This window comes from Brevibacillus laterosporus, assembly GCF_030489605.1.
Lineage (GTDB): Bacteria > Bacillota > Bacilli > Brevibacillales > Brevibacillaceae > Brevibacillus_B > Brevibacillus_B laterosporus_E.
Genome location: NZ_JAUKFY010000007.1, coordinates 44,039 through 67,909 on the forward strand (window position 1 = coordinate 44,039; position 23,871 = coordinate 67,909).

A 23,871-nucleotide genomic window follows, 5' to 3' on the forward strand; every position below is an offset into this window, starting at 1 on the left:
TACCTACTTAATTAAGGCATTGCAATCGAGAATTAATGCGACCTGTCCATCACCTAGGATCGTTGCTCCGGAAATGGCGAAGACGTTAACTAGATACTTGCCTAGCGATTTCAGCACGATCTCTTGTTGCCCAATAAAGGAATCTACAACTAAGCCAGCCATTTTTTCGCCTTTTCGAACAATAACGACAGCTACCTCGTCCTCGCGAGCTTTTCCACTGGATGGAATTTGGAAAATTTCTTTGAGAGACACAAGAGGTACAATACGTCCTCGGAAGTCAATCACTTGTTGACGATGAGCCATCATGATTTCGCTTTTTTTGAAGACAGCAGTCTCAATAATGGAGCTTAACGGAACCGCATACTTCTCATTTTCAACCTGAACCAGCATTGCAGAAATAATAGAAAGGGTCAGTGGTAGCTGAATACGGAACACAGAGCCCTCATTTGGCGCTGAATCCACTGATACGGAGCCACCTAGCGATTCAATCTTGGTTTTCACAACATCAAGACCTACACCGCGTCCTGAGATGTCAGATACTACGTCAGCCGTACTAAAGCCTGACGAGAATAAAAGTTCATATATCTGTCTATCCGTCATCGTTTCAGCAACAGCAGCACTTACTACTCCGCGGCTGATCGCTTTGTTACGTACCTTATCCTTATCTATACCTGCTCCATCGTCTCGCACTTCAATAAAGACGTGGTTTCCGCTATGATACGCTTTTAGCTGAACCACACCCTCTTCTGGCTTACCAGATTGTTTACGCTTCTCAGGAGACTCAAGTCCATGGTCGATGGAGTTACGCAATAGGTGAACAAGCGGATCGCCAATTTCATCAATTACGGTACGATCAAGCTCAGTTTCAGCCCCAAAAATCTCTAGACTTACCTTCTTGTTTAATTCCTTAGCCAAATCTCGAACCATCCGAGGGAATCGATTGAACACCTGCTCTACTGGAACCATGCGCATGGTTAGGATGATATTTTGTAGATCACCGCTAATTCGGCTCATGTGTTCCACTGTTTCATGTAGCTCTGTTTTACCGATTTCTCTGGCTAACTGCTCTAAGCGTCCGCGATCGATAACTAGCTCGCTAAACAAATTCATTAAGATGTCTAGACGTTCAATATCTACACGGATGGTTTTGCTAGCAGCAGGTCTTTTAGCGGGGGTTGCCGGAGTTGCAGGCTTTTGCTCTTTTTCAGGCTTGGCAACTTCCTTGACAGGAGCTGCCGCAGCTACTTCCTTGTCACCCTCTGCCAATTTAATCTCCTCAATCAAAACCTCCTCGATCTCAGAGATATTGCTGATTGCCTTATGGATCTCTTCTAAAGATTTTGAAGTGATATAAACAACCTCAAAGGATCTATCAAATTTTTCATTTTCAATTTCTTCTACGGAAGGAGTTGATTTGATTACCTCGCCATGTGTGTCCAGTTGGTCAAATACCATATAAGCACGAGCTGCTTTTAGTACACATTCCGCTTGCAGGCTTACACGAATCCAATATAAATTATTTCCTGTTTCCTGCGATTGGCGCATAATTGTAATCGCATAATCATCTAACTGATAGTCACGTGTTACAGCTTGGGCATCTTCGACCTGATCACTTGTTTCAGAATCAGAATCATCACCCTCAGCTATTGTAGCGGCAGGCTCAGAGGATGATTCGTTAAAATCTCCCGCCACTATGGAACGAAGGACTCCTACTAACGCGCTAACGTCAGCGGCTCCGTCGCCACCTTCCATGATGTTTTGAACCATACCTTCCATAATATCCACACTTTTGAAAATGACGTCCATGATGTCGGTTGTAATCATTAGCTTCTGATTACGGATCAAATCAAGCACGTTTTCCATTTCATGTGTTAAGCTAGCTAAATCCTCAAAGCCCATCGTTGCTGCCATTCCCTTTAAGGTGTGGGCTGAACGAAAAATTTCATTAACGATTCCAATGTCATGCGGATCGGTCTCCAGAGTCAATAGATTGGAGTTAATCGCCTGCAAATGTTCCTTGGATTCTTCAATAAACATATCAAGATATTGATTCATATCCATGTATCTATAACCTCCCCCATCATGTTACGAGTCGAACTAACGTCTCTGCCATGTGGTCCAGTGGAACAATATGATCCGCTAATCCAGCTTGAATGGCTGCACGTGGCATTCCGAACACGACACAACTACTCTGATCTTCTATCAATCCTACAACGTGATGAGCTTCCTTCATCTGTCGTAAGCCCGCTGTCCCATCAGCTCCCATGCCAGTCAAAATGACCGCCCACTGCCTTGTATGCGTAAGTTTGCTCGCTGATTCAAACAAAACGTCAACGGACGGACGGTGACCGCCACGTGGCGCCTCTTGATGTAATTTAATGATGATTTTTCCACCGGATGGTTGCATGGCTTCCATATGATAGCCTCCCGGTGCGATATAAGCCGTACCTGCTTTCACTTCTTCTCCGTCAGTTGCTTCCTTTACTGTGATTTGGCACATGCTATCTAGGCGCTGAGCCAAACTTTTTGTAAACCCTGGCGGCATATGCTGCACAATCAATATCGGCGCTGGAAAATAAGCAGGTATCTGAGTTAATAAAGTTTGTAAAGCACGAGGTCCCCCTGTGGAAGTTCCTAAAAACACAACCTTCGTCCCTGACTTATCCGTCAATTCCGCATGTTGCACTCCCATACTTTCTTTCGCAGGAAGGACTTGCTCATTCGTCTTTTCTGTTTGAAATAGCTTCCTCTTTGGCTCTGTTAGTGATGTTTTAACAGGAGCTTTCGCGATTGGAGCTATTTGTTTATGCCTGAAACGCCCCTTTGCTGCCGCAGCTTCCTTCACGATTTCGACAAGCTGTTTGCCAACTTTATGGATGTCTAAGGAAATGGGCCCAGAGGGTTTGCCAATAAAATCAAAAGCACCTAGCTCCAGCGCTTTTAAAGTGGCATCCGCTCCTTCTTTAGTCAAGCTACTTAACATGACAACCGGCAGAGGATGCTCTGCCATCAGCCTCTTTAATGTTGCAAGTCCATCCAAAATAGGCATTTCCACATCAAGCGTAACCACATCTGGCTGTAGTTCTCTTACTTTTTCTAAGCATTCCATTCCATTTCGAACGCGAGCCACCACTTCAATGTTGGGATCGCTTGTCAAAATGTCAGAAATGACCTTGCGCATGAAAGCGGAATCGTCTGCCACTAGTACTTTTATTCTCGTCATGTTACCGCTCCCTTCTAGTCACTTCAATCGTTTACACCATCTGTTTACATCCACTTTCTTAATTTAGCAAGAAATCCTTTTAATCCGCCTTGCTCTTCCCGATCTGTTGAAGATGGGTTGAGCTGGGCAGTATATTTTGCAGCCAGTTGGCGAATGCCTTTTGCCATCTGAGACTGTGGATAAACGAGTAAAAGGGGGTGCTGCTGCTTTACTGCCTTTGAAACATACGGGTCGTCCGGCAATATTCCAAGTACTCCTATAGGAAAGTCCAAAAAACGTTGGGCTACTGTAATCAGCTTGTCTGCGGTTTGCTGACCTTCCCGTGTTGTTGAAGTACGATTTATAATCAACTTGATGTTAGCATCTGGTTTTTGCAAATGAACCATCTTCATCATGGCATATGCATCCGTGATAGCTGGTGGCTCTGGCGTAGTCACCAGCAGAATTTCATCAGATGCCATAAGAAATTGCAAAGATTCTTTGCTAAGTCCAGCCCCTGTATCAAAAAGGATAATATCGGCATAACCTTGTAATTTTCCCAATTCATCAAAAACCTTGCTCAATTCCCGATCTTGGAGTCGAGACATTTCGCTAAATCCTGAGCCACCTGCAATGAATTCCAGACCTTTAGGACCTTTTTCAATGATATCCCATACAGTATGGTCTGCTTCAAGAAGATGAAATAAGTGTTTCTTAGGAGTAACTCCCATTAAAACGTCAAGATTAGCTAAGCCTAGATCAACATCAAATACAAGAACCTTCTTGCCTTGCTCCATGAGACCTAGGGCTAAATTAAGCGTGACATTTGATTTACCAACGCCACCCTTTCCGCTAGTAACGGCTACGAGGCGCGTTTTGCGCGTCTCTATTTTTGCTTCGTACGCTTGCTTCTTCCGTTGAAACTGTTCTCGCAACTTTTGAGCTTGATCATGCATATGCCTCTTCCCCCACGATCAACTTGGTCAGTTTCTCCGTAGTAATGACTTCGATATCGTCAGGAACATTTTGTCCTGTAGTCAAATAGGAAAGAGGAAGATCAAATTGCTCGAGTAACGACAAGATGGGTCCATAATGTAGGGTTTCGTCAGCTTTTGTTAAAATAACCTGCGAGATAGGCACGTTCTTGAACTGCTCCACGATTGCCTGCATGTCCGCAAATTTGGAGGTTAAACTCATGACTAATAGATGCTCGCTCATTTCTTCCCATTGTAAATACTCTTTTATTTTGCTTACAAACTCATCATTTCGATAGTTTCGCCCCGCTGTGTCAATGAAAATCAGATCATAGCCCTGCATTTTGTCCAAGGCATTCTCCATTTCATTTGCAGAGAAGACGACTTCTAATGGTACATTTAAAATATTGGCGTATGTCTTTAATTGCTCTACTGCTGCAATTCGATAGGTATCGGCAGTAATAAACCCGACCTTTCGTTTTTCCTTTAACATATGCCAGGCTGCCAGCTTGGCAATTGTCGTGGTTTTACCCACTCCTGTTGGTCCAAAAAAGAATAGATATTTTTTAGGATTCTTCGTTTTGGTTTCATCAGGTACATGCTTAGCGATTCGCTCTGCTATCCTTTGCTTCATCAAGCTGTCTACTTCTTCTTGGGCAGCATGGTATGGATCAGACATCTCTAGCAAAATATCATGCAATAGCGCAGCAATCGTGCTTTCTTGCATTTCATTTTGTAAAAGCTTCTCACGCCATTCGGCAAGGGCTGGAGGTAATTGCTCACTGGCCTGTTTGGCAAACAAGAGCTTGTGGAGCATTACTCTCATATCTTTTAGCTCCCCAATCATATCCCGATATTCTTGCATACCTGTTGCTTGATCAAGTCGTTTCTCTTGATGCGCTTTTTCTGTAGAAACAGAAGTCCCAGTCTGATTCATTGATAAAGAGGATGCCAAGCTCTGAGAATGATCTGGCAAAGAAGACTCTTCCGCGATAGGATTAGAGGTCACCCCTACTGATGGTGCTATAAGTCCCACGTCTTCCTCTCGCTCCTGCGCTAGCGGAGCATGATCTGGAATTGACTTCGGTAATACTGTACTCGCTTGCTGATTGGAATCTGTAAAGGTATTTATTGCTTGTTGATAACGGATGGCCGCAAGCGCTCCTGCCAATGACTTGGGTTGTCCCTCTTGCTGCACAGCATCTCCACCGTGTGCGGGAGGTGCCAATAGCTCCTCTTTTGGAGTTGTTTGAGGAGCTGCGTTGGGCTTAGAAGCTGTTTGAATAATCTTGGGACTCTGTCCAACAGAGGATTGCTCATTGTTTTTAGGCGCTTGATACCCTTGCTTGCCTATCAACGAATTCCCAGTCTCTTGCCTATCCAGTTTAGGAACGGAAGTAGCAGGCTTTGCTGGAGCCTGCTTTTCTTCCTTGGTTTCCGCTGCTGCGATCACTTCGATTTGCTGTTTTTTAAACAGCCCCATGAAGCCGCCTGTCTTAACTTGCTTCGTATTTAAAATGACAGCATCTTTCCCGAGTTCGACACGAATCTTTTCCAAGGCCTCTGGCATTGATTCAACCAAGTATCGTTTGACTTTCATTATACATTCACCACTCCTACACTCTGCACTTCAACATGAGGCTCTAATTCACTGTACGACAGAACAGGAATGTCAGGCAACATGCGCTCCATCAATTGTCGCAAATACATGCGAGTCATAGGAGAAGATAGGATAACAGGCTGTTGACCCATATTTACCATACGATTTACTTGCTCAGACACATTTTGATAGATGCGCTGAGAGGTATCCGGGTCCATGGCTAGATAACTGCCTTGTTCGGATTGCTCGACACTCTCGGAAATGGTTTTTTCCAAACTTGGTCCTGCCGTAATGACTCGGAGCGGTTCTCCAGGCTGTGTAAACTGTAAAGTAATTTGTCTAGCTAATGCCTGTCTCACATATTCAGTCAATACTTCTGGGTCCTTAGAGAACATAGCATGATCGGCCAATGCTTCCAAAATGACTGGAAGATTACGAATCGAAATTTTTTCTTTTAATAGTTTCTGCAGAACCTTCTGAACGTCACCAATTGAAAGCAAAGATGGGATTAATTCATCTACTAACACTGGTGCTGTTTCACGTACGTTATCAATTAACGCTCGTGTCTCCTGACGTCCGAGTAATTCATGAGCGTGACGCTTAATAATCTCTGTCAAATGGGTAGCAACTACGGATGGCGGATCAACAACCGTATAGCCAGATAGCTCAGCCATCTCTTTATTTTCCTCAGAAACCCAAAGAGCTGGTAGGCCAAACGCCGGTTCCATCGTAGGAATGCCCTCCACAGATTCATCCTCAAATCCAGGACTCATTGCCAGATAGTGATCCATTAAAATCTCACCAGTTGCAATCACGTTGCCTTTGATTTTGATGATGTATTCATTCGGTTTCAGTTGAATGTTATCCCGAATACGGATAACCGGAACAACAAGTCCTAATTCAAGGGCGCACTGGCGGCGGATCATAATGACTCGATCGAGTAGATCTCCGCCCTGCTTCGTATCTGCTAACGGAATTAACCCATAGCCAAATTCAAACTCAATCGGATCAACCTGTAGAAGATTAACCACACTTTCTGGACTTCGAACTTCCTCAAGCTGCTGCTCTTCTTCCTGTGTAAAGGATTCGGCCAATTCGCTCTTCTGCTGTTTGGTTAATCTCATTGCCGCAATGCATAAAATGACTGCTACTATAGCCGTAGGAAGCAAGCTGATTGGTGTCAACAATCCGAGTAATAGCATCGCTGCAGCAACCACATACAGCAATTTAGGATGGGCGAACAATTGTTCTGTAATATCCTCCCCTAGACCACCTTCCGAAGAAGCACGTGTTACAATAATACCTGTTGCTGTCGAAATGAGAAGCGCAGGAATCTGGCTTACTAAGGCATCACCAATCGAAAGTAGTGTAAAGGTACTTAAAGCTTCCATAAAGCTTAATTTATGTATAGCTACCCCGATAATAAAACCGCCAATAATATTGACGATAAAGATAACGATACCTGCGATAGCGTCCCCTTTTACGAATTTACTCGCCCCGTCCATGGAGCCGTAAAAGTCTGCTTCCCGTTCAATTTTACGGCGTCGCTGTCTCGCATCTTGTTCACTAATCATTCCTGCATTCAGGTCTGCATCAATACTCATTTGCTTCCCTGGCATCGCATCTAATGTAAAACGAGCAGCAACTTCCGCTACACGTTCCGAACCTTTCGTGATAACGATGAACTGGATGATGATCAAGATCAGGAATACAACAAAACCGATAACAGCGTTACCACCTACTACGAAATCTCCAAACGCTTCGATAACTGTACCACCCTGACCTGTGGACAGGATGTTACGGGTAGTTGAAACGTTTAGAGCCAACCGGAATAGTGTTGTTAATAGTAATAATGTAGGAAAGATGGAAAATTCCAGAGCCTCTTTGGTATACATCGAGACGAGCAGGATAACCAGGGCCAACGATATATTAACAATCAGTAGCATATCTAACAATCCGGACGGTAACGGGATTACCATCATTACGACAATGCTTAACACGAAGATGATCATGCCCAACTGTTTTGCACCCATCTCGTCTCCTCCTTTCATCGTTTCACTTTACCTTGAAGTTTATAGACATAAGCCAATACCTCTGCTACCGCTTTGAACAGTTCCTCTGGAATGGTCTGACCAACCTCAACCTTTGCGTACAATGCTCTTGCAAGCGGTTTGTTTTCCATTGTAACTACGCGGTGCTTTTTGGCGATTTCTCGGATTTTCAAAGCTAAAAAATCCTGACCTTTAGCAATCACCGTCGGCGCCATCATTTCAGCAGAATCATACTTAATCGCTACCGCAAAGTGTGTCGGGTTGGTAATAATGACATCTGCGTTAGGAACTTCCTGCATCATGCGGCGCATGGCCATCTGTCTTTGGCGTTCTTTAATTTTACTTTTGATGAGGGGGTCACCCTCCATTTTTTTATGTTCATCTTTAATGTCTTGTTTTGACATGCGTAGATTCTTTTCATATTCGTAGCGTTGATACAGATAATCAAGGAACCCTAAGATAACCAACAGCATACCGACTGAAATTCCCAGCTTCACGACCTGCCAGCCTGTAAACTCCAGCACTGCTTCGATTGTGGAAAAGGAAAGCCGCGGAATCTTGTCCTTGATGTCCCATAAGATCATGTAAACCACAATCATTCCTGCTGTGATCTTTAAAATAGACTTAAACAATTCAACAATAGTCCGGATCGAAAAAATTTTCTTAAAGCCTTCGATTGGATTTAGTTTTTCTAGTTTAAATTGAATTGGTTCTAACGAGAAAAGCACCCCGACTTGCAAATAGTTGACCACTAACGCGACCAACATGCAGACGCCAAACACCATACCCAGAATCTTGGCTGCCTCCTTGACGACCTGCAGGGTAATCACCTGAAGATTTTCAGCATTTACTTCCCAAGTCGCATAACTGCCCAACGATTCGCGTAGAATGCCTTCAAAGATGCCCAACATCCAAGAGCCAGCGATCATCAGCAGAAAAAATACGGAGCTGATCATGAAAGCGGGAGCCAAATCTGAACTTTTGGCAACCTGCCCTTTTTTGCGAGAATCCTGACGTTTTTGAGGAGTTGCTTTTTCTGTTTTTTCGCCGTTAAAAAATTGCAGGTCTACTGTCACAAAAAAACGTGGATAACTCATCATGCTCCTCCCAAAATCAAGATCAATTCCGCCATGGCCTGAAACATCTTGGAAATATAGTTACTAAGCACTAAAAAGAATCCAGGCATTACGAAAATGAGCATTAAAAAGCTAACTAACAGTTTCAATGGAAGACCTACCACAAAAATATTAAATTGTGGAACCGTTTTGGCGATAATACCAAGAGAGAGGTCTACCAGAAATAAAGCAATAACAATCGGGATTGCCATCATGAAGGCGCTCAAAAACATCTGTGAAAAAGCCTTCAGCATAAACTCTCCAAATGCTTCGGAGGAAAACGAAACTCCGAGTTTGCTAATCGGGATGGTCTGATAGCTTTTCAGAATGCCCTGAATCATCAAATGATGTCCATTAATACTCAAAAAATATAAGGTAGCTAGGATTTCCTTCAATCGACCCGATACTGGCACATAAGCACCTGTAGCCGGATCTACAACGTTAGCCATAGCTAAACCCATTTGCATATCCATGAGTCCACCCGCTACCCGTACAGCCGAAAACATGAGCTGTAACAAGAACCCCAATAACAAGCCCACGATCGTTTCCTTTACCACATAAGCAGCAAAAGTGATATCCATCGGAATTTTATCCAAAATAGGTACATAGGCAAAACTGATGAACGCCATAGCAGCAGCGAAGCCAATCTTAAACTGGTTAGGCATACCGCGTTGCGTAAATAGTGGAGCCGACACCACAAAGGAAATAATCCGCACAAATACCAGCAGGTACATGGGCAAGAACGTTTCAATCAGTTGCATATTCTACCCCACAAATCTGTACAGGTTACCCATGATATTTGCTGTAAATTCAATGACAATTCGCAGCATCCACGGACCAAAAATGAGCAAGGAAAGAAACACAGCTACGATCTTGGGAATGAACGCCAACGTTTGTTCTTGAATTTGTGTTGTTGCCTGAAAAATACTCACCATTAGCCCGACTAACAGCGCAATTCCCAAAATAGGGGCAAGCACGATCAATATGGTATATACTGAGGATTGCGCAATTTGTAAGATCATATCTGATGTCATGTTTCATCAGGCCTCCTAGAAGCTTAAAAAGAGTGATTTCACAACAAGATACCAGCCGTCCACCATGATGAACAACAGGATTTTAAACGGCAGTGAAATCATGACAGGCGGGAGCATCATCATCCCCATCCCCATCAAAATACTGGCCACAATCATATCGATAACCAAAAATGGAATAAACAACATAAAACCGATTTGAAAAGCTGTTTTTAATTCGCTGATGGCAAAAGCAGGAACCAAGGCTACTAAAGACACATCTTCCACTGACTTTGGTTTTTCAGACTTCGAGTATTGCAAAAATAACGCTAAATCCTTTTGTCTCGTCTGCTTTAGCATAAACGATTTTAGAGGAGTAACTGCTTTATCCAACGCTTGTTGCTCCGTAATTTTCCCCTGCATAAACGGTTTTACTGCGGTATCGTTAATGGTTTGAAATGTAGGCGCCATGACGAAGAATGTTAGGAACAAAGCCATACCCACAATCACCTGGTTGGGTGGCATTTGTTGAGTAGCCAAAGCCGTCCGTACAAACGACAACACCACTACAATACGCGTAAAGCAAGTCATTAAAATTAAGATGCTGGGTGCTAAGGCTAAAACCGTGAACAGTAACAGCAGTTGAATCGTAGAAGCTGTTTTCTCAGGAGTATCTGCTCCCCCACCGATCTTAAACTCTACCTGTGGAATTTTGTTTAAAAGCCCTGCTGCATCTGATGTACTTGCTTCAGCAACCTGTGTATAGGTCATCAAACAAAGAAACGTTGCACATATTAATAGAAGTGGCAAAAATCTGTTCATGACTAATCCCCTTTGCGGCGGTTCTGTTCCCATTGATTCTTTTGTTGCTCCGCATGGGAGACTTCCCGCCACTGTTCGTCCAGTAGCTGATCAAAAGAGGCATCTGTTTGTTGAGTGTGCGTGGATGTAGTCTTAGATTGTGCTTGAAACAAATGACCAAGCTTATTCCATGACCAGTCAGGAGTTGATTTATTCTCGATATCGGCCAAAATAACATCCAACTCATCACCAGGTGGAATTTGCCGGATAAGTTGAATATTTTCCCCCACGCCTAACACATAAAGCGAGTCGCCAATCATCACCAATTGAATGGACTTACCTGTTCCAAGAGAAAAGCCTCCTAAAGTTCGAAATGGGCCACTTTCTCGAAAACCGCCAGCTTGTCTCTTTCCTAACCATTTGAATAAGAGATAGATTAGGCCGACAACTACTGCTAATGAAAAGACGATTTGGACCACATACCCAAGAATACTAGGGCTTTTTGGAACTGGAGAATCCGTAGATAATTCTCCCCCAGTCCCTTGTTTTCCCTGTTTTGCATCCTGCTGTAACCAGTCAAAAGCTGACCCTTCTGTCTGTTTTGCCTCCGCATAACTAACTGTTGATGAAGGCGCAACTACAGCAAAAACTAGTAACATTGCCACGAACAAACTACGAATGTTCATTGCATTCATAATCGTTTAGCTCAACGTCTTTTTGATGGCTTCGATTACTCGATCCGCTTGGAAAGGTTTTACGATAAAGTCTTTCGCACCAGCCTGAATAGCATCGATAACCATAGATTGTTGTCCCATTGCGGAACACATGATAACACGAGCATTAGGGTCAAGCTTGCGAATTTCCTTCAAAGCCGTGATACCATCCATCTCTGGCATTGTAATATCCATTGTTACTAAGTCAGGACCTAGCTCCTTGTACTTTTCAACTGCTTGGGCACCATCGCTTGCTTCCCCAACAACCGTAAAACCATTTTTCGTCAAGATTTCCTTTACCATCATTCTCATAAATGCTGCGTCATCCACGATTAACACTTTGTTAGACATCCTACTGTTCCTCCTTAAAGAATCTGCTTATTGTAACTTCTGTACACGATCCCATTGACTAATTATATCGGTTACACGCACACCGAAGTTTTCGTCAATGACAACGACTTCACCTTTTGCGATCAGCTTGTTGTTGACTAATATATCAACAGGCTCGCCCGCTAATTTGTCTAACTGAATAATAGAACCAGCAGACATCTCTAGTATATCGCGAATTAGTTTCTTTGTACGACCTAACTCAACAGTTACCTGAAGCGGAATATCCAATAGCAAACCTAGGTTCTGCTCATCTGACTGAGCGGCATTGTTCCCTTGGAATGGGGCAAATTGTGCTGGTTGAACATTCGCTGCCGCTACCTGTGAGTTAACCGCTCCCCCAGCCTGTTGAGGAGCCTGAGCATATGGCTGCGGATATGGCGGGTATGGATACGGATATGGAGCATACCCTTGATTTGGCGGATAGCCATATGGTGCTGGTTGCGGCGGATATGGATGCGGTGGTTGTTGTTCATAACCACTCGGAGCCGCGCCCATAGGCATACCAGGTGTTTGTTCCATCACTGGTTGTTGAGGCGCTGATGCTGCTGCCATTGGTGCTTCTGCTGCAGGTGTTCCTTGCGGAGCTGCTGCTGGTTTTCCAAAATCCATGATAGCTTCATGCATGATAGAAGCTGTTGCTGATGTATCAACCATCTCCGGTCCTTCACTTCCCATCAAACGACTAATCATTTGTTTGGCAAAATCAATTGGTAAAAGCTGCATAATGTTAGAATCAATTAGCTCTCCTTGATCTCCAACCTTAATCTGGAACGAAATCTTGACAAGCTCCTCACCGCTAGGCAAACCTTCTTCTCCTTGCCCATTCTGTAAATCCATCATATCTATTCCAGGCGGAGAAATATTGACTAATTGATTAAAAATAGTCGACATCGAGGTTGCGGCTGAGCCCATCATTTGGTTCATCGCTTCCTGCACAGCACTCAAATGCATTTCTGATAGCTCAAGAGCGCTATTTCGACCATCGCCACCCATCATTAAATCTGCAATGACAGAGGCATCTGCTACCTTGATAACAAGCATGTTGATTCCTTGGAAGCCATCTGTATATTCAACATGCACCGCAACATGAGGTCGCGGGAATTCATCGACTAACTCACTTCTCTTCACGATGGAGACTGTTGGTGTCGTAATATCTACCTTTTGACTTAGCAGAGTAGATAATGCGGTTGCTGCACTGCCAAACGTAATATTGCCGATTTCACCTAAAGCATCTTGCTCAAAGGGAGAGAGATATTCATCAACATCAGGGATGCTGTTCTCCACTTGCGTTGGCTCCTCAGAGAGGTTATCGTTGGCTTTTAGCAAGGCATCAATCTCTTCTTGAGACAACATATCTCTACTCATAGTTTTCCTCCCCCTCCTCTATCACTTCATCGATTTGTACAGCTACCTTACCTTTTAATGTACCTGGCTGCCCGTAGAATTTTAAGCAATCTCCTACTTTGATATGTAATCTGTTATCGATGGTTTGGTCCAATTGAATGACATCACCTTGCGTTAATTGTAAAAATTCTCGTACGGTGATGGTGCTTGTTCCTAGTTCCGCACAAATCGGCAATTTAGCAGTTTTGACTTGATCTTCTAAAAGCTGTCTTTCTGCTTCATCTCGTTGTCGTCGCTGTGTTGAGAACCAATATTGCCCGGATAATTTTGGCATGATCGGTTCTAATACCACGTGCGGCAAGCAAAGATTAATCATGCCTGTCGTATCACCAATCTTGGTGCTAAAGGAAATAACAGCAACAATTTCATTAGGTGAAACAATCTGCATAAATTGCGGATTCATTTCCAGAACTTCCAAATATGGATCTAATTCAATAATTTGTTTCCAAGCTTCGTGAAAACTATCTAGCGCCTTGCTGAAGACGCGTTCCATTACGGTCGTTTCAATCTCGGTCAATGCTCCCATTTTATCCGGGATCATTCCTTGACCGCCCAATAATCGATCCAGCATCGCATATGCGATATTTGGATTTACTTCCATTACCATTCTACCTTCTAAAGGCGGTGCCTCAAAGATATTTAGGATGGTCATCTTCGGTATAGATCGGATAAATTCGTCGTAAGGCAACTGGTCAACAGAGGCGACATTAATTTGCACGAAGGTCCGAAGCTGCGCTGAAAAATAGGTAGTTAAGAGTCTGGCATAATTCTCGTGAATTCGCGTAAGTCCGCGGATCTGATCCTTAGAGAAGCGAAGCGCTCGCTTAAAATCATATACCTTGATTTTTTTCTCGGCATCTTCTTTTTTAAGTTCATTAGCATCCATTTCTCCAGAGGAAAGAGCAGCTAATAACGCGTCTATCTCACTTTGTGAAAGTACCTCGGCCATGGCGGTCACCTCCTTTTGCGCTTTGTTTCATCCCACTCATCGTTTTTCTCATCTCTTATGTCTTTTTTAGGTTCGTTGTGCTAACAAGAATGATTCTACCATCTTGCATAATTGAATTCACATCATTTAGGACTTTGGCCTCAAGCTTGTTAATGCCTTCCGTTCCTTTTAGATCCTCTGGAGTCAATCCAGCCAGACTTTTAATAATAACCTGCTTTACTTGCGGCAATCTTTTTTCTAGCTCAGCTTTGCCGTCTTTACCGTCTGCTGTAATGCTAAAGCGTACTACCACGAAGTTATTGGTTAAGAGGTTAGTGGTAATATCTTCGGTATCTACCGAGTATTCCTTCATTTCATCTGCATTTAACGCTTTTACTACCTCTGCTCCGTTCGTTTGTTTTGCCGGAGCAAACGTGTACATGTACATAAAGAATGCTGCCACACCTAACAGAGTGATAGCAATTAGAATAATAAGTGCCATATTTACTAATTTATTTTGAAACATAGCGGCCTCCCGTTATTAGCTAGATTCGCCTGGTTGCTCAAGCGTCTTTGCCAAATACGATTCCTGATAGAACTGCTTCATTTGAAGAATGATGTCTTCGACTGTCTCTTTGACCAGATACTTTTTGCCAGTGGTTAAGGTAATAATGGTATCTGGTGTTGCTTCTACTACTTCAATATGAACCGCATTTAAATAAAATGTGTTTCCGTTAAAACGGGTCAAGCGAATCATCGAACGACTCCTTTCAAAGGTGGCAGAGGAGGAGTTATTCCTCCTCTTGCCTTATCGTTGTGATGCGGATGGTTACTTCTTACTACTAGCTGTTACCTAGCGTTTTAGGTTAATCAGCTCTTCCAAAACGGTGTCGGAAGTGGTGATAATACGGGAATTCGCTTGGAAACCACGCTGTGCAACAATCATTTCAGTGAACTCTTCGCTTAGGTCTACGTTGGACATTTCAAGTTGACCTGAGAGAATTTTAGAGTTAGCTCCTGTTGGAGTAGTAGTTTCCATTTCAATGTTCCCTGATGCTACTGTAGTTTTAAATAGGGAACCGCCCACTTTTTCTAATCCCCCTGGATTTGGGACTGTAACCATACCTATTGTAGCAGCTGTTTGTACTTGTTGATCGTTCCCAACAGTAGTGATTACCCCATCAGAACCAATTGAATAAGACACTACATTATCTCTCTCAATCTGAACAGGTTGTCCAGTCTCATCTAGTAGCTTCATTCCTTGTGGGTTAACAAGAAATCCCTCAACATCACGCTCAAAGTTACCGGCACGAGTCAGATATTTATTCTCTCCATCCGAAACCACGAAGAATCCATCACCTTCAATAGATAAATCAGATGTCAAATTCGTGGTCATTGGGCTACCAACAGAGTGAACGACGTTAATGGCAGCAACTGTGGTTCCCAAACCTATTTGCTTTGGATTAACACTACCGCGTGTTTCAGATGGTCCTGATTCACTACCAACCTTTTGGCTTAAAATATCCTGGAACATGACACGGCTCTTTTTAAAACCAACCGTATTCACGTTAGCAATATTATTACCAATTACATCTAATTTTGTTTGAAAACCCTTCATGCCGGATACACCGGAATACATCGAACGAATCATCAATAAACCTCCCTTTTTAAAGTATGGATTACCTCAGTCATTTGGTAATCCGCGGGCTTCCTACATGAGGGCCGGCCCTGTTTATACAAAGACTGCACTGTCAATATTGGTAAATACATTTTCCTTCATTCGGCTTTCATCCATAGCCGTAATTACCTTTTGATTCGAGATGCTCACGACATAGGCGACATTATCCATTAAGATTAGGGACTCTCGTGCTCCTTTGTCCCTCGCCTTTTGAAACCCACTCTCCAACCGCTGCATATCTTCTGGTTGCAGCTCAATACCACTCTCACGCATCCTTTGTACCGCATGCTGGCTAAAGGAGAGGGCTTTTGGAGAGGAGCTCTGACTCTTGTGGGTCGTTAAGGAATCAGAAAGCCATTGATCAAATGGCTTAGTCGCTGGTTGCGAAGCTCCCGTCTTCTTAGGAGTGGAGAGCCGCGAAGGATAATAGGTGCTTCCTACACGTATATGATGGTTCAAAGCTATCCCTCCATCCTTATACCCTTTATGCGTTCAGGTTTACGCGAGATGCTCCCAGTCTTTTACTGCTTTCACGCTCGCCATCGAGAACACTGTCAAAGGAAGCCTCTGATTGCTCGCTCTGTGCACCTTGATCCTGCGATTGCTCACGAGCCTGCTGACCACCATTTCCCTTGTCCTGATCAAATGAGAATGTGGAATTATTGTTTTGTTGGCTTACTTCCAGCTTATCCACTTGTATCCCCTGCTGGGCAAAAGCGGTTCTAAGCTGAGCCATTTGTTGATCCAGCATGTCTTTGCCATGTTTGGATTCAGCAATAAAGTGAGCGGTAATCACACCGTTGTGTGAGCTAATACGCACATCAACTTTACCTAGCTCCTGTGGATAAAGGATTAGCTTTGCTTCCGTTACCCCTTGGAGTGTTCCTACTTTTAGCTGACGGACAAATACATCCGTAACCTGCTGTGGCATCTGTTCTGCTCGAACAGGGAAGCTTCTCATTTCCGGTGTTGTAGCTGATTGCTTTTGTACCGGAGTAGCTGAAATGCTCTCCACGTGAAGTTGAGCGGTCGCATCTGCGTCTCCATCAACTGTCTCTTGGTTCACAGCTACTGGTGTGATTGCTTCCTGCATGGTGGCTTGGAACGATTTCACCTGAATACCCGCTTCCTGGCCATATTGGCTCAGTGCATGATGAACACGAACGGGTTGCATCTGAGTAGGGATTTGGTTGGAAACCTCTACTCGATTAGCTGTAGCAGGCATCGACTGTTTTTTCAATTGAGGAGTAACCAATACGGATTGTTGCTCTTCTAAAGCCCCATCCTTTTGTAAGGAAATCCCCATTTGTCCCAGCGTTTTTTGCACGGTTTCAAGCAATTTTTGATAATCTCCCTTTGCTTGATCAGGAGTCATCGCCGGCAGCTTCTGCAACAAATCAGTTAATTTGTTAGCATCCTCTGAAGACATTCCTTGTGCTGTTAATGCTTGAAGTAAGGTTTGTTTTCCTTCATTCGTTGTAAGTGTGATGATTGGAAGCTTGCCGTCAGCAGCTTCCTCAGCTTGTCCATCCCCTACACTGATTTGCTGTTCCTGTGGCAAGAGCATCTGTTGATTGGCTCCCAGCAACTGCTGAAGCATCGCCATCAGATCCTCCAAAGCACTTGCATCTTCTTCAGAAAGACCAGGAAACTCCACTTCAGGCATGTTGGTAAAGGCTCCAACCGCTAAGCCTAATTGCAAAGAAAAAATTCCTTGCTCCTGGCCGGCTGCAGAAGCTTGTCCTCCATTTGATACTAGAGTCGCTCCTGCAGTACCAGTTCCCATAGGCATCACAGCTTGCATGTTTCCAATATTCATCTAATCACCTCCTATATAATTTCGTTGCTATGTAAACGATGAAGAACATTTGTACTTCATCGAGGCAACGCATTCGTCAAGCGCGCTGCTAATTCGGGGTTTGTCTTGCTAATTTCACTTAGAAACTCGCCCCGTTTATTGTCAGATACTTGTCCCAGTACGCTTAAAGCACGTTCTGAATTAATTTTATACAGTGAGATGATAATTTTAGATGCATCTCCTGCATTCATAGATTCAAAGCTTTTCATTAACTTCTCTGCATCTATTTTGCTTGATTCCCTAGTTTCACTTAAGGCTTTCGTTAAAATTTGGACCCGCTGTTGTAAGGCTGCTATGTCATCATCCTTGGAAATTTGATTATCCTTTAGCAGGATAGAAATGTCTGCGGCCTTTTTTGGGTCCATCTTTGCCAGTAGCTGAGCCTGTTCGTCTGTCTTCATCTTGGAAAGAACAACAACGGCTTCCTCCTTGCTAAGATTACTTACTATCGCGGCTGCATTTTTAGCCGACATAGAGCTGTATATCTTCGCTAAATCCTGAAACTGTTTTTGTCTTTCTTCCTCTTCTACGCGCTTTTCTTCAGTTGCTTTTTGTAAATTGGCAATTTGTTTTTGCAAAGCTGCAATCGTGCTATCTTTTTGACTTACCTCTTTTTGCAATTGATCAGCAACCTGTTTGCTTTTAGCTGCATCCTCATTTACCTGAGCTTTTTTTGCTTCTGTTTTGCTATCTTCTTTGCTACCTTCTACCGTTTGGCTAGTTGGTGTATCGTCTGGTATCAGCTTTTCTACATATGGAATGTTATTTAGCCAATCTTTTACGCTTCCCACGACATCGTAGCCAAGGAGGCTTGCCAAGATTCCAGCTAACAAACTAGCAAATAAGGCAGGAATTACAATGATGTATAAGAGCCACTCTAGCCTGTTATACTCGCGTTCCTCCTGGATTTCCTCTTCCATGAAGACGCCTCCTTTCACACCTGCTTCAATTGTCGGAGGAATCGATTTGTGCCGATCTCATCCATTTCTTTTTGTTCTACTTGATTTTGCCATTCGATATACTTGGTTTGAGCTTTATCACGCAGAGTTGACCACAGCTTGGATTCTTGCAAATGGTAGTGCAATTTCTCCTTGCAGCGCTCAATTTCCTTATCACAACCAATAATGCGGCGTTTTTGCGTCGCAATCTGGCGGTCAACTACCTGCTGAAATCTCGTTACGGCTAATAAGTCAGATGCGCTGCATGCAGAATGTTGCATATCCACAAGCGAATCGGACATCGTATTTCGCTTATCAACAAGTCGATATAGCTTTTGCTCTTCTTGTTGTTTTTGTTGTACCGATCGACCAAATGCCCATTGTGCTTGTTCTGTTTCTTTTTCCTTTAAATCAAGTACTTTTTGCATATGGAAGCGAAAAGGCTTCACGTTACATCACACTCCCAAAATGAGCGGTTAATGCTTGCAGAGTCGTATCAAAATCGGAGGGTTCGTTAACACCCTGTGCCGTAAATGCTCGAATCGTCTCTCTATGACGAATAGCGGCATCAATTTCCCGGTTCGTTCCCATCTTGTACGCTCCAATATTGATTAGATCCTCTGCCTCTTTATATGTAGCCATGTGTCGTTTTAATTCCTGAGCTGCTTGTAAGTGCTGTGGAGTGCAAATCTCACTCATTACCCGACTCACGCTTTGCAAAATATCAATCGCAGGAAAATGCCCTCGTTGGGCAATTTTGCGATCCAATACAATATGACCATCTAATATCCCCCGTACAGCGTCGGCTATCGGATCATTCATATCATCAGAGTCAACCAATACGGTATACAAAGCAGTAATGCTGCCTTTGTCTGATGTACCTGAGCGTTCCAGCAGCTTAGGCAACATAGCAAATACAGACGGGGTATATCCGCGTGTAGCTGGCGGTTCACCAATGGCGAGACCAATTTCACGCTGGGCCATAGCAAAACGTGTCACAGAATCCATCATTAACATCACGTTAAGCCCACGATCTCTAAAATATTCAGCAATCGCAGTAGCAATCATCGCACCTTTAATACGAATCATTGCTGGTTGATCTGATGTAGCAACTACAACAACAGACCGTTTTAATCCCTCTTCGCCTAAATCTCGCTCGATAAAATCTCGTACTTCACGTCCACGCTCTCCGATAAGAGCAATAACATTAATGTCAGCAGTCGTATTGCGAGCAATCATGCTCATCAAAGTACTTTTTCCTACCCCAGAGCCGGCAAAGATACCTACACGCTGACCTTTTCCCATAGACAATAAGCCATCTATAGCTCGAACGCCTAAACTTAGTGGTTCTGCTATTCTCGGTCTCGTCAATGGGTTAGGTGGCATGTTATCAGTTGGATAGTTCGTTAGTCCATAGGGAAGCGACTCATTTGATAAAGGACGACCTAAACCGTCAAGAATACTTCCTAAAATTTCGGGTCCTACCTTCACTGATAAAGGTCTACCTGTAGCTACCACATCACATCCAGGACCGATGTACGACAAATCACCAAGTGGCATTAATAGAACCTTTGTATCTCGAAACCCCACCACCTCAGCCATAATTGGCTCTTTGTGATGAGGCGATTCAATCATGCAAATCTCACCTAATTTAGCTTCAGGTCCTTGGGATTCTACAGTGAGTCCCACTACCTGTGTCACCTTGCCATTTATCCGGTGAGGAGTGATTGTTTGCATAGCAACTTTATATTTATCTGCGTTTAATGTAATCATTGGGATTCACTTCCCCGCGCTACGTCCATCAGAATTTGTTTGATTTCTTTTAGTTGAGTGTCAATTTTGGCATCCACGCTTCCGTAGGCTGTTCGGATAATGCAGCCTTCATCTTCAACGGCATAATCTGGATAAATGCCAAGTTCCGCTTGCCCGTCAATTAACGAAAGCAGCTGTTCACGATGCTCTTCGACAAATGGATATAGTTTGTGATTCACCAAAATAGATACTTCTCCATGCGAGCGTGAGCTTTTTAAAGCCTGTCGAACAATCTCAACGACCTTTTCAGGTGCCAGCGTCAGCTCATCATGAATGATTTTTCGAGAGATATCTAAGCTCAGTTCAACTAAAAATGGCTCGGCTTCCGCTATAATCTTCTCTTTGGTCTCATAAGCTTTCGTTAAAACATCCTTAGCCTTTTGAACATTTTCCTCCTGTTCAAGACGTGCTTGCTCTAAGCCCTGCTCCTGTCCAAGAGTGTATCCTTCCTCACGAGCTATTTCCTTGGTCTGCTGCGCCATTTCCTCTGCTTCTTTTTGCTTTTGCTCCCACCACTCGGCTATCTCCTGCCGGGCTTGTTCGCGCAATTGCTCTGCTTGATTAGAAGCATCAGCCATAATACTTTCAGCTAGCTCTTCCGCATCTCGTATAATGGCTTTCGCTTCTTCTTCCAGTTTCTGATGTTCTAAAACTTTATTTTCCAGCAACATTTCGTCTACTTCATCCGTCTGTACTTGTAAAGCAGCATTCATTTTCTGAGTTGCTTCAAGTACATAGGCATCTACAGACTGGACATATCGATTTGCCTTAAAAATCCTAGACAATGATATCATCTCCTCCACCGCGGGCGATGATGATTTCTCCAGCTTCTTCTAAGCGACGAATCGTAGCAACAATCCGGGATTGTGCCTCCTCAACATCACGCAATCGCACAGGTCCCATAAATTCCATTTCTTCTTTGAAGGTATCCGCCATCCGTTTGGACATGTTGCGGAAAACCGTTTCGCGAACTTCTTCACTTGCCACTTTAAGCGCAAGCTGTAAATCGTTGTTGTCCACATCGCGAATAACACGTTGAATGGAACGATTGTCCAGTGTAGCAATGTCTTCGAATACAAACATCCGTTTTTTGATCTCTTCCGCAAGCTCTGGGTCTTGAATCTCTAGTGAATCAAGGATGGTTCGTTCCGTACTACGGTCAACGCCGTTTAAGATGTTTACGATGGATTCAATACCACCCGCTTGTGTGTAATCTTGGGTTACAGTTGCAGAAAGTTTTTGTTCCAATACCTGTTCGACCTGGGCAATTACCTCTGGAGATGTGCTATCCATTAAAGCTATCCGTTTAGCTACATCTGCCTGACGATCCTGCGACAGTGATGACAAGATCATGGATGATTGCTGCGGTTCTAGATAAGCTAGAACCAAAGCAATGGTTTGTGAATGTTCATTTTGAATAAAGTTAAGGATTTGACTAGGGTCCGCTTTTCTAGCAAAGTCAAACGGGCGCACTTGTAAATTGGCTGTCAATCGGTTCAAGATATCTAGCGCTTTGCTTTCCCCTAATGCTTTTTCCAAAATTTCTTTTGCGTAAGTAATACCACCTTGTGCTATTACTTCCTTGGCAACTGCAATCTGATGGAATTCTGCTAGAATTTTGCCTTTTTCTTCATGATCCACTTTACGTACACTGGCAATTTCCAGTGTAAGCTGTTCAATCTCATCTTCACGTAAATGCTTAAATACCTGTGCCGAGACATCTGGACCAAGCGAAATGAGCAAAATCGCAGCTTTTTGCCTTCCAGTTAACTCTTTTGCGACACGAGCCACTATACTCACTCCTTAGTCTTCTGCTAGCCACGTACGAAGCAGAACGACGAACTCGTCTGGATTGCTTCGAGCCAATTTTTCCAATTGTTTACGAACCACCGCTTCATCTGTATTCTCTTCCAATGAAGATAGGTCTGGAATATCAGGCGATGGAGTAAAAGGAAATTCCTCTTCGAACTCTACTTCTTCTTGTTGCTGTTGCTGTTTGCGTCGACGAATAAGCATAAACGCAAGTGCTCCTATGGCTAATAAAGCAACTGCTCCGACTCCATACATCACGGTTGGAGTAAAGAAGCCGTTGTTGTTATCATCTAGCTTGCCGGAGAACGGTTTTGCAAAAACAGAAATACGCTTGTTCACTTCATCATCGGGTAAATTCTTATTGCTGACGGCTACACGAACAACATTACCAATTACTTTTTGTATGTTTTCTTTGGTAGCGTCATCCAACGTTCCTCCATTTGGAGGCTCAACCCCAACGTTGATAGAAATATCGACAATTTGATATGGACTAGCGGTTACGTTCTTCGTTATACGATTTACTTCACGATTGACAGTATCAGATAGCTCTTCATATTCACTGTTGCTACCTTGAGTTGTAGCAGACTGATAGCTGCCAACCTGGTTATCACCTGTACCGGCTACACCACCGATCGGCGGAGTTCCTTGTCCGGTATATGCTTTTGATAATTTTTGAGAACTAATTATAATACCTTCATCATTTACAACAGGTGAAACTAAATTTTCTACACGGTTTTCTTTTGAGAAATCCATTTGTACCATTGTATGTACGACAACTTTGTCCCGGCCCATAATGGTGGACAGCATGTTGAATAAGTTCTTCTGTATTTCTCTTTCTACTTTGTTACGTATCCGCTCTTGCTGTTCAAAAGCAGTCAATGAACTGCCCTCTTCTTTACCAGCCAATTCCAATGTATTGGAATACTGATCGGTAATCGTTATGTTTTCTAAAGGCAAGTTTTTCACTGAACGTGAAACAATATGATACAAAGATTTGATTTGTGCATCGTTTAATTGAGTACTTGGGTCTACTTCTACCATGACTGATGCTGTGGCTTTATCTGTGTTGTCCGTCACAAACGTGGTTTCTTCCGGCATGGTTAGAATGACTTGGGCAGTACGAACCCCTTTGACTTTTTCTAAGATTTTTCGAATCTCCTGTTGAAGAGCGTCTTTCTTCATCACTTCAAACTGGCGATCGGTCAAGCCAAACATATTATTAGAGAAGATTTCAGAGCTGATCCCAGCATCCTTAGGAATTCCTTGAGCTGCTAAATCAACTATTACATCTTGCGCCATTGTTTGCGGCACCTGAATACCTGTCCCATTTCCGGTTAAACGATATGGGATGTTTTTTGCTTCTAGTTCTTGTTTGATCGCACCAACTTCTTGCTCACTCAATCTGTCATATAAATTTACATATACAGGGCGAGAAGCTATGTATAAATAAAGGGAAAGCGCGATAAGTAGGAAAAGAGCTGAAGCACCTATCAATAATTTTTGTTTTTTCGTGAGCTTGTCCCACATTGTCTTTATCTTGTCTCGATATAACAATAAACGTTCGTTCATGGTTCACCTCTACAGA

General features: G+C 43.3%; 24 protein-coding genes. All 24 read right to left on the minus strand.

Going from position 1 to position 23,871, the window contains the following annotated elements:
* Positions 1 to 3: 3 nt before the first annotated feature.
* Positions 4 to 2,061 carry a chemotaxis protein CheA gene (locus QZ995_RS09670; RefSeq protein ID WP_301806099.1) on the minus strand — a complete coding sequence of 686 codons (2,058 nt, stop codon included), beginning with the start codon at positions 2,059 to 2,061 and terminating at the stop codon, positions 4 to 6.
* Positions 2,062 to 2,080: 19 nt separating this feature from the next.
* The gene (locus QZ995_RS09675; protein ID WP_301806101.1) at positions 2,081 to 3,223 is read right to left on the minus strand and encodes a protein-glutamate methylesterase/protein-glutamine glutaminase; all 1,143 of its coding nucleotides are present in this window, start codon (positions 3,221 to 3,223) and stop codon (positions 2,081 to 2,083) included.
* Between the two features lie 44 nt (positions 3,224 to 3,267).
* Positions 3,268 to 4,158: a MinD/ParA family protein gene (locus tag QZ995_RS09680; RefSeq protein WP_301806102.1), complete on the minus strand. Its 891-nt coding sequence runs from the start codon at positions 4,156 to 4,158 to the stop codon at positions 3,268 to 3,270.
* Complete coding sequence (flhF, locus tag QZ995_RS09685) at positions 4,151 to 5,776, minus strand: flagellar biosynthesis protein FlhF (RefSeq protein WP_301806103.1); 1,626 nt, start codon at positions 5,774 to 5,776, stop codon at positions 4,151 to 4,153. The genes QZ995_RS09680 and flhF overlap by 8 nt, the downstream gene beginning before the upstream one ends.
* Positions 5,776 to 7,809, minus strand: a complete 2,034-nt coding sequence (gene flhA, locus QZ995_RS09690) for a flagellar biosynthesis protein FlhA (RefSeq protein ID WP_031413689.1) — start codon at positions 7,807 to 7,809, stop codon at positions 5,776 to 5,778. The genes flhF and flhA overlap by 1 nt, the downstream gene beginning before the upstream one ends.
* A gap of 14 nt (positions 7,810 to 7,823) precedes the next feature.
* Positions 7,824 to 8,924: a flagellar biosynthesis protein FlhB gene (flhB, locus tag QZ995_RS09695; protein ID WP_301806104.1), complete on the minus strand. Its 1,101-nt coding sequence runs from the start codon at positions 8,922 to 8,924 to the stop codon at positions 7,824 to 7,826.
* Complete coding sequence (fliR, locus tag QZ995_RS09700) at positions 8,924 to 9,703, minus strand: flagellar biosynthetic protein FliR (protein ID WP_301806105.1); 780 nt, start codon at positions 9,701 to 9,703, stop codon at positions 8,924 to 8,926. Before fliR ends, flhB begins: the two co-directional genes overlap by 1 nt.
* 3 nt (positions 9,704 to 9,706) lie before the next feature.
* The gene (fliQ, locus tag QZ995_RS09705; protein WP_003336924.1) at positions 9,707 to 9,976 is read right to left on the minus strand and encodes a flagellar biosynthesis protein FliQ; all 270 of its coding nucleotides are present in this window, start codon (positions 9,974 to 9,976) and stop codon (positions 9,707 to 9,709) included.
* Positions 9,977 to 9,991: 15 nt separating this feature from the next.
* Positions 9,992 to 10,774 (minus strand): flagellar type III secretion system pore protein FliP, encoded by a 783-nt coding sequence (fliP, locus tag QZ995_RS09710; protein WP_301806111.1) that lies wholly within the window; start codon positions 10,772 to 10,774, stop codon positions 9,992 to 9,994.
* A gap of 2 nt (positions 10,775 to 10,776) precedes the next feature.
* Positions 10,777 to 11,448 carry a flagellar biosynthetic protein FliO gene (locus tag QZ995_RS09715; RefSeq protein ID WP_301806112.1) on the minus strand — a complete coding sequence of 224 codons (672 nt, stop codon included), beginning with the start codon at positions 11,446 to 11,448 and terminating at the stop codon, positions 10,777 to 10,779.
* A 6-nt stretch (positions 11,449 to 11,454) separates the two neighbouring features.
* Positions 11,455 to 11,817, minus strand: a complete 363-nt coding sequence (locus QZ995_RS09720; protein ID WP_003336921.1) for a response regulator — start codon at positions 11,815 to 11,817, stop codon at positions 11,455 to 11,457.
* Between the two features lie 27 nt (positions 11,818 to 11,844).
* Positions 11,845 to 13,221 (minus strand): flagellar motor switch phosphatase FliY, encoded by a 1,377-nt coding sequence (gene fliY, locus QZ995_RS09725; RefSeq protein ID WP_301806116.1) that lies wholly within the window; start codon positions 13,219 to 13,221, stop codon positions 11,845 to 11,847.
* On the minus strand, positions 13,214 to 14,209 hold the full coding sequence (gene fliM / locus QZ995_RS09730; RefSeq protein ID WP_018670832.1) for a flagellar motor switch protein FliM: 996 nt from the start codon (positions 14,207 to 14,209) through the stop codon (positions 13,214 to 13,216). Before fliM ends, fliY begins: the two co-directional genes overlap by 8 nt.
* Positions 14,210 to 14,264: 55 nt before the next feature.
* Positions 14,265 to 14,714 carry a flagellar basal body-associated FliL family protein gene (locus tag QZ995_RS09735; protein WP_212931459.1) on the minus strand — a complete coding sequence of 150 codons (450 nt, stop codon included), beginning with the start codon at positions 14,712 to 14,714 and terminating at the stop codon, positions 14,265 to 14,267.
* Positions 14,715 to 14,729: 15 nt separating this feature from the next.
* The gene (locus tag QZ995_RS09740; protein ID WP_031413680.1) at positions 14,730 to 14,945 is read right to left on the minus strand and encodes a flagellar FlbD family protein; all 216 of its coding nucleotides are present in this window, start codon (positions 14,943 to 14,945) and stop codon (positions 14,730 to 14,732) included.
* Positions 14,946 to 15,041: 96 nt separating this feature from the next.
* Positions 15,042 to 15,839 carry a flagellar basal body rod protein FlgG gene (flgG, locus tag QZ995_RS09745; RefSeq protein ID WP_301806120.1) on the minus strand — a complete coding sequence of 266 codons (798 nt, stop codon included), beginning with the start codon at positions 15,837 to 15,839 and terminating at the stop codon, positions 15,042 to 15,044.
* Positions 15,840 to 15,920: 81 nt separating this feature from the next.
* Positions 15,921 to 16,325: a TIGR02530 family flagellar biosynthesis protein gene (locus QZ995_RS09750; RefSeq protein WP_301806122.1), complete on the minus strand. Its 405-nt coding sequence runs from the start codon at positions 16,323 to 16,325 to the stop codon at positions 15,921 to 15,923.
* Positions 16,326 to 16,350: 25 nt separating this feature from the next.
* Positions 16,351 to 17,685: a flagellar hook-length control protein FliK gene (locus QZ995_RS09755; RefSeq protein WP_301806123.1), complete on the minus strand. Its 1,335-nt coding sequence runs from the start codon at positions 17,683 to 17,685 to the stop codon at positions 16,351 to 16,353.
* A gap of 56 nt (positions 17,686 to 17,741) precedes the next feature.
* A complete protein-coding gene (locus QZ995_RS09760) occupies positions 17,742 to 18,644 on the minus strand; it encodes a MotE family protein (RefSeq protein ID WP_301806125.1) in 903 nt (300 codons plus the stop codon).
* 14 nt (positions 18,645 to 18,658) lie between these two features.
* Positions 18,659 to 19,111 carry a flagellar export protein FliJ gene (gene fliJ / locus QZ995_RS09765; RefSeq protein ID WP_301806128.1) on the minus strand — a complete coding sequence of 151 codons (453 nt, stop codon included), beginning with the start codon at positions 19,109 to 19,111 and terminating at the stop codon, positions 18,659 to 18,661.
* Between the two features lies 1 nt (position 19,112).
* Positions 19,113 to 20,435 carry a flagellar protein export ATPase FliI gene (gene fliI / locus QZ995_RS09770; protein ID WP_301806130.1) on the minus strand — a complete coding sequence of 441 codons (1,323 nt, stop codon included), beginning with the start codon at positions 20,433 to 20,435 and terminating at the stop codon, positions 19,113 to 19,115.
* On the minus strand, positions 20,432 to 21,268 hold the full coding sequence (locus QZ995_RS09775; protein ID WP_301806132.1) for a FliH/SctL family protein: 837 nt from the start codon (positions 21,266 to 21,268) through the stop codon (positions 20,432 to 20,434). Before QZ995_RS09775 ends, fliI begins: the two co-directional genes overlap by 4 nt.
* Positions 21,252 to 22,265: a flagellar motor switch protein FliG gene (gene fliG, locus QZ995_RS09780; protein WP_031413673.1), complete on the minus strand. Its 1,014-nt coding sequence runs from the start codon at positions 22,263 to 22,265 to the stop codon at positions 21,252 to 21,254. The genes QZ995_RS09775 and fliG overlap by 17 nt, the downstream gene beginning before the upstream one ends.
* A 12-nt stretch (positions 22,266 to 22,277) precedes the next feature.
* The gene (fliF, locus tag QZ995_RS09785; RefSeq protein ID WP_301806134.1) at positions 22,278 to 23,855 is read right to left on the minus strand and encodes a flagellar basal-body MS-ring/collar protein FliF; all 1,578 of its coding nucleotides are present in this window, start codon (positions 23,853 to 23,855) and stop codon (positions 22,278 to 22,280) included.
* Positions 23,856 to 23,871: the final 16 nt, after the last annotated feature.

Excerpts from the sequence above, each read along its gene's own strand:
- fliM (WP_018670832.1), bottom strand. The coding sequence starts at position 14,209 with ATGGCCGAGGTACTTTCACAAAGTGAGATAGACGCGTTATTAGCTGCT.
- fliQ (WP_003336924.1), bottom strand. The coding sequence starts at position 9,976 with ATGACATCAGATATGATCTTACAAATTGCGCAATCCTCAGTATATACC.
- fliI (WP_301806130.1), bottom strand. The coding sequence starts at position 20,435 with ATGATTACATTAAACGCAGATAAATATAAAGTTGCTATGCAAACAATC.
- flhF (WP_301806103.1), bottom strand. The coding sequence starts at position 5,776 with ATGAAAGTCAAACGATACTTGGTTGAATCAATGCCAGAGGCCTTGGAA.
- fliY (WP_301806116.1), bottom strand. The coding sequence starts at position 13,221 with ATGAGTAGAGATATGTTGTCTCAAGAAGAGATTGATGCCTTGCTAAAA.
- QZ995_RS09760 (WP_301806125.1), bottom strand. The coding sequence starts at position 18,644 with ATGGAAGAGGAAATCCAGGAGGAACGCGAGTATAACAGGCTAGAGTGG.
- QZ995_RS09675 (WP_301806101.1), bottom strand. The coding sequence starts at position 3,223 with ATGACGAGAATAAAAGTACTAGTGGCAGACGATTCCGCTTTCATGCGC.
- QZ995_RS09755 (WP_301806123.1), bottom strand. The coding sequence starts at position 17,685 with ATGAATATTGGAAACATGCAAGCTGTGATGCCTATGGGAACTGGTACT.
- fliR (WP_301806105.1), bottom strand. The coding sequence starts at position 9,703 with ATGCAACTGATTGAAACGTTCTTGCCCATGTACCTGCTGGTATTTGTG.
- fliF (WP_301806134.1), bottom strand. The coding sequence starts at position 23,855 with ATGAACGAACGTTTATTGTTATATCGAGACAAGATAAAGACAATGTGG.
- QZ995_RS09670 (WP_301806099.1), bottom strand. The coding sequence starts at position 2,061 with ATGGATATGAATCAATATCTTGATATGTTTATTGAAGAATCCAAGGAA.
- QZ995_RS09715 (WP_301806112.1), bottom strand. The coding sequence starts at position 11,448 with ATGAATGCAATGAACATTCGTAGTTTGTTCGTGGCAATGTTACTAGTT.
- QZ995_RS09775 (WP_301806132.1), bottom strand. The coding sequence starts at position 21,268 with ATGATATCATTGTCTAGGATTTTTAAGGCAAATCGATATGTCCAGTCT.
- fliP (WP_301806111.1), bottom strand. The coding sequence starts at position 10,774 with ATGAACAGATTTTTGCCACTTCTATTAATATGTGCAACGTTTCTTTGT.
- QZ995_RS09735 (WP_212931459.1), bottom strand. The coding sequence starts at position 14,714 with ATGTTTCAAAATAAATTAGTAAATATGGCACTTATTATTCTAATTGCT.
- flgG (WP_301806120.1), bottom strand. The coding sequence starts at position 15,839 with ATGATTCGTTCGATGTATTCCGGTGTATCCGGCATGAAGGGTTTTCAA.
- QZ995_RS09740 (WP_031413680.1), bottom strand. The coding sequence starts at position 14,945 with ATGATTCGCTTGACCCGTTTTAACGGAAACACATTTTATTTAAATGCG.
- QZ995_RS09680 (WP_301806102.1), bottom strand. The coding sequence starts at position 4,158 with ATGCATGATCAAGCTCAAAAGTTGCGAGAACAGTTTCAACGGAAGAAG.
- QZ995_RS09720 (WP_003336921.1), bottom strand. The coding sequence starts at position 11,817 with ATGTCTAACAAAGTGTTAATCGTGGATGACGCAGCATTTATGAGAATG.
- flhA (WP_031413689.1), bottom strand. The coding sequence starts at position 7,809 with ATGGGTGCAAAACAGTTGGGCATGATCATCTTCGTGTTAAGCATTGTC.
- flhB (WP_301806104.1), bottom strand. The coding sequence starts at position 8,924 with ATGAGTTATCCACGTTTTTTTGTGACAGTAGACCTGCAATTTTTTAAC.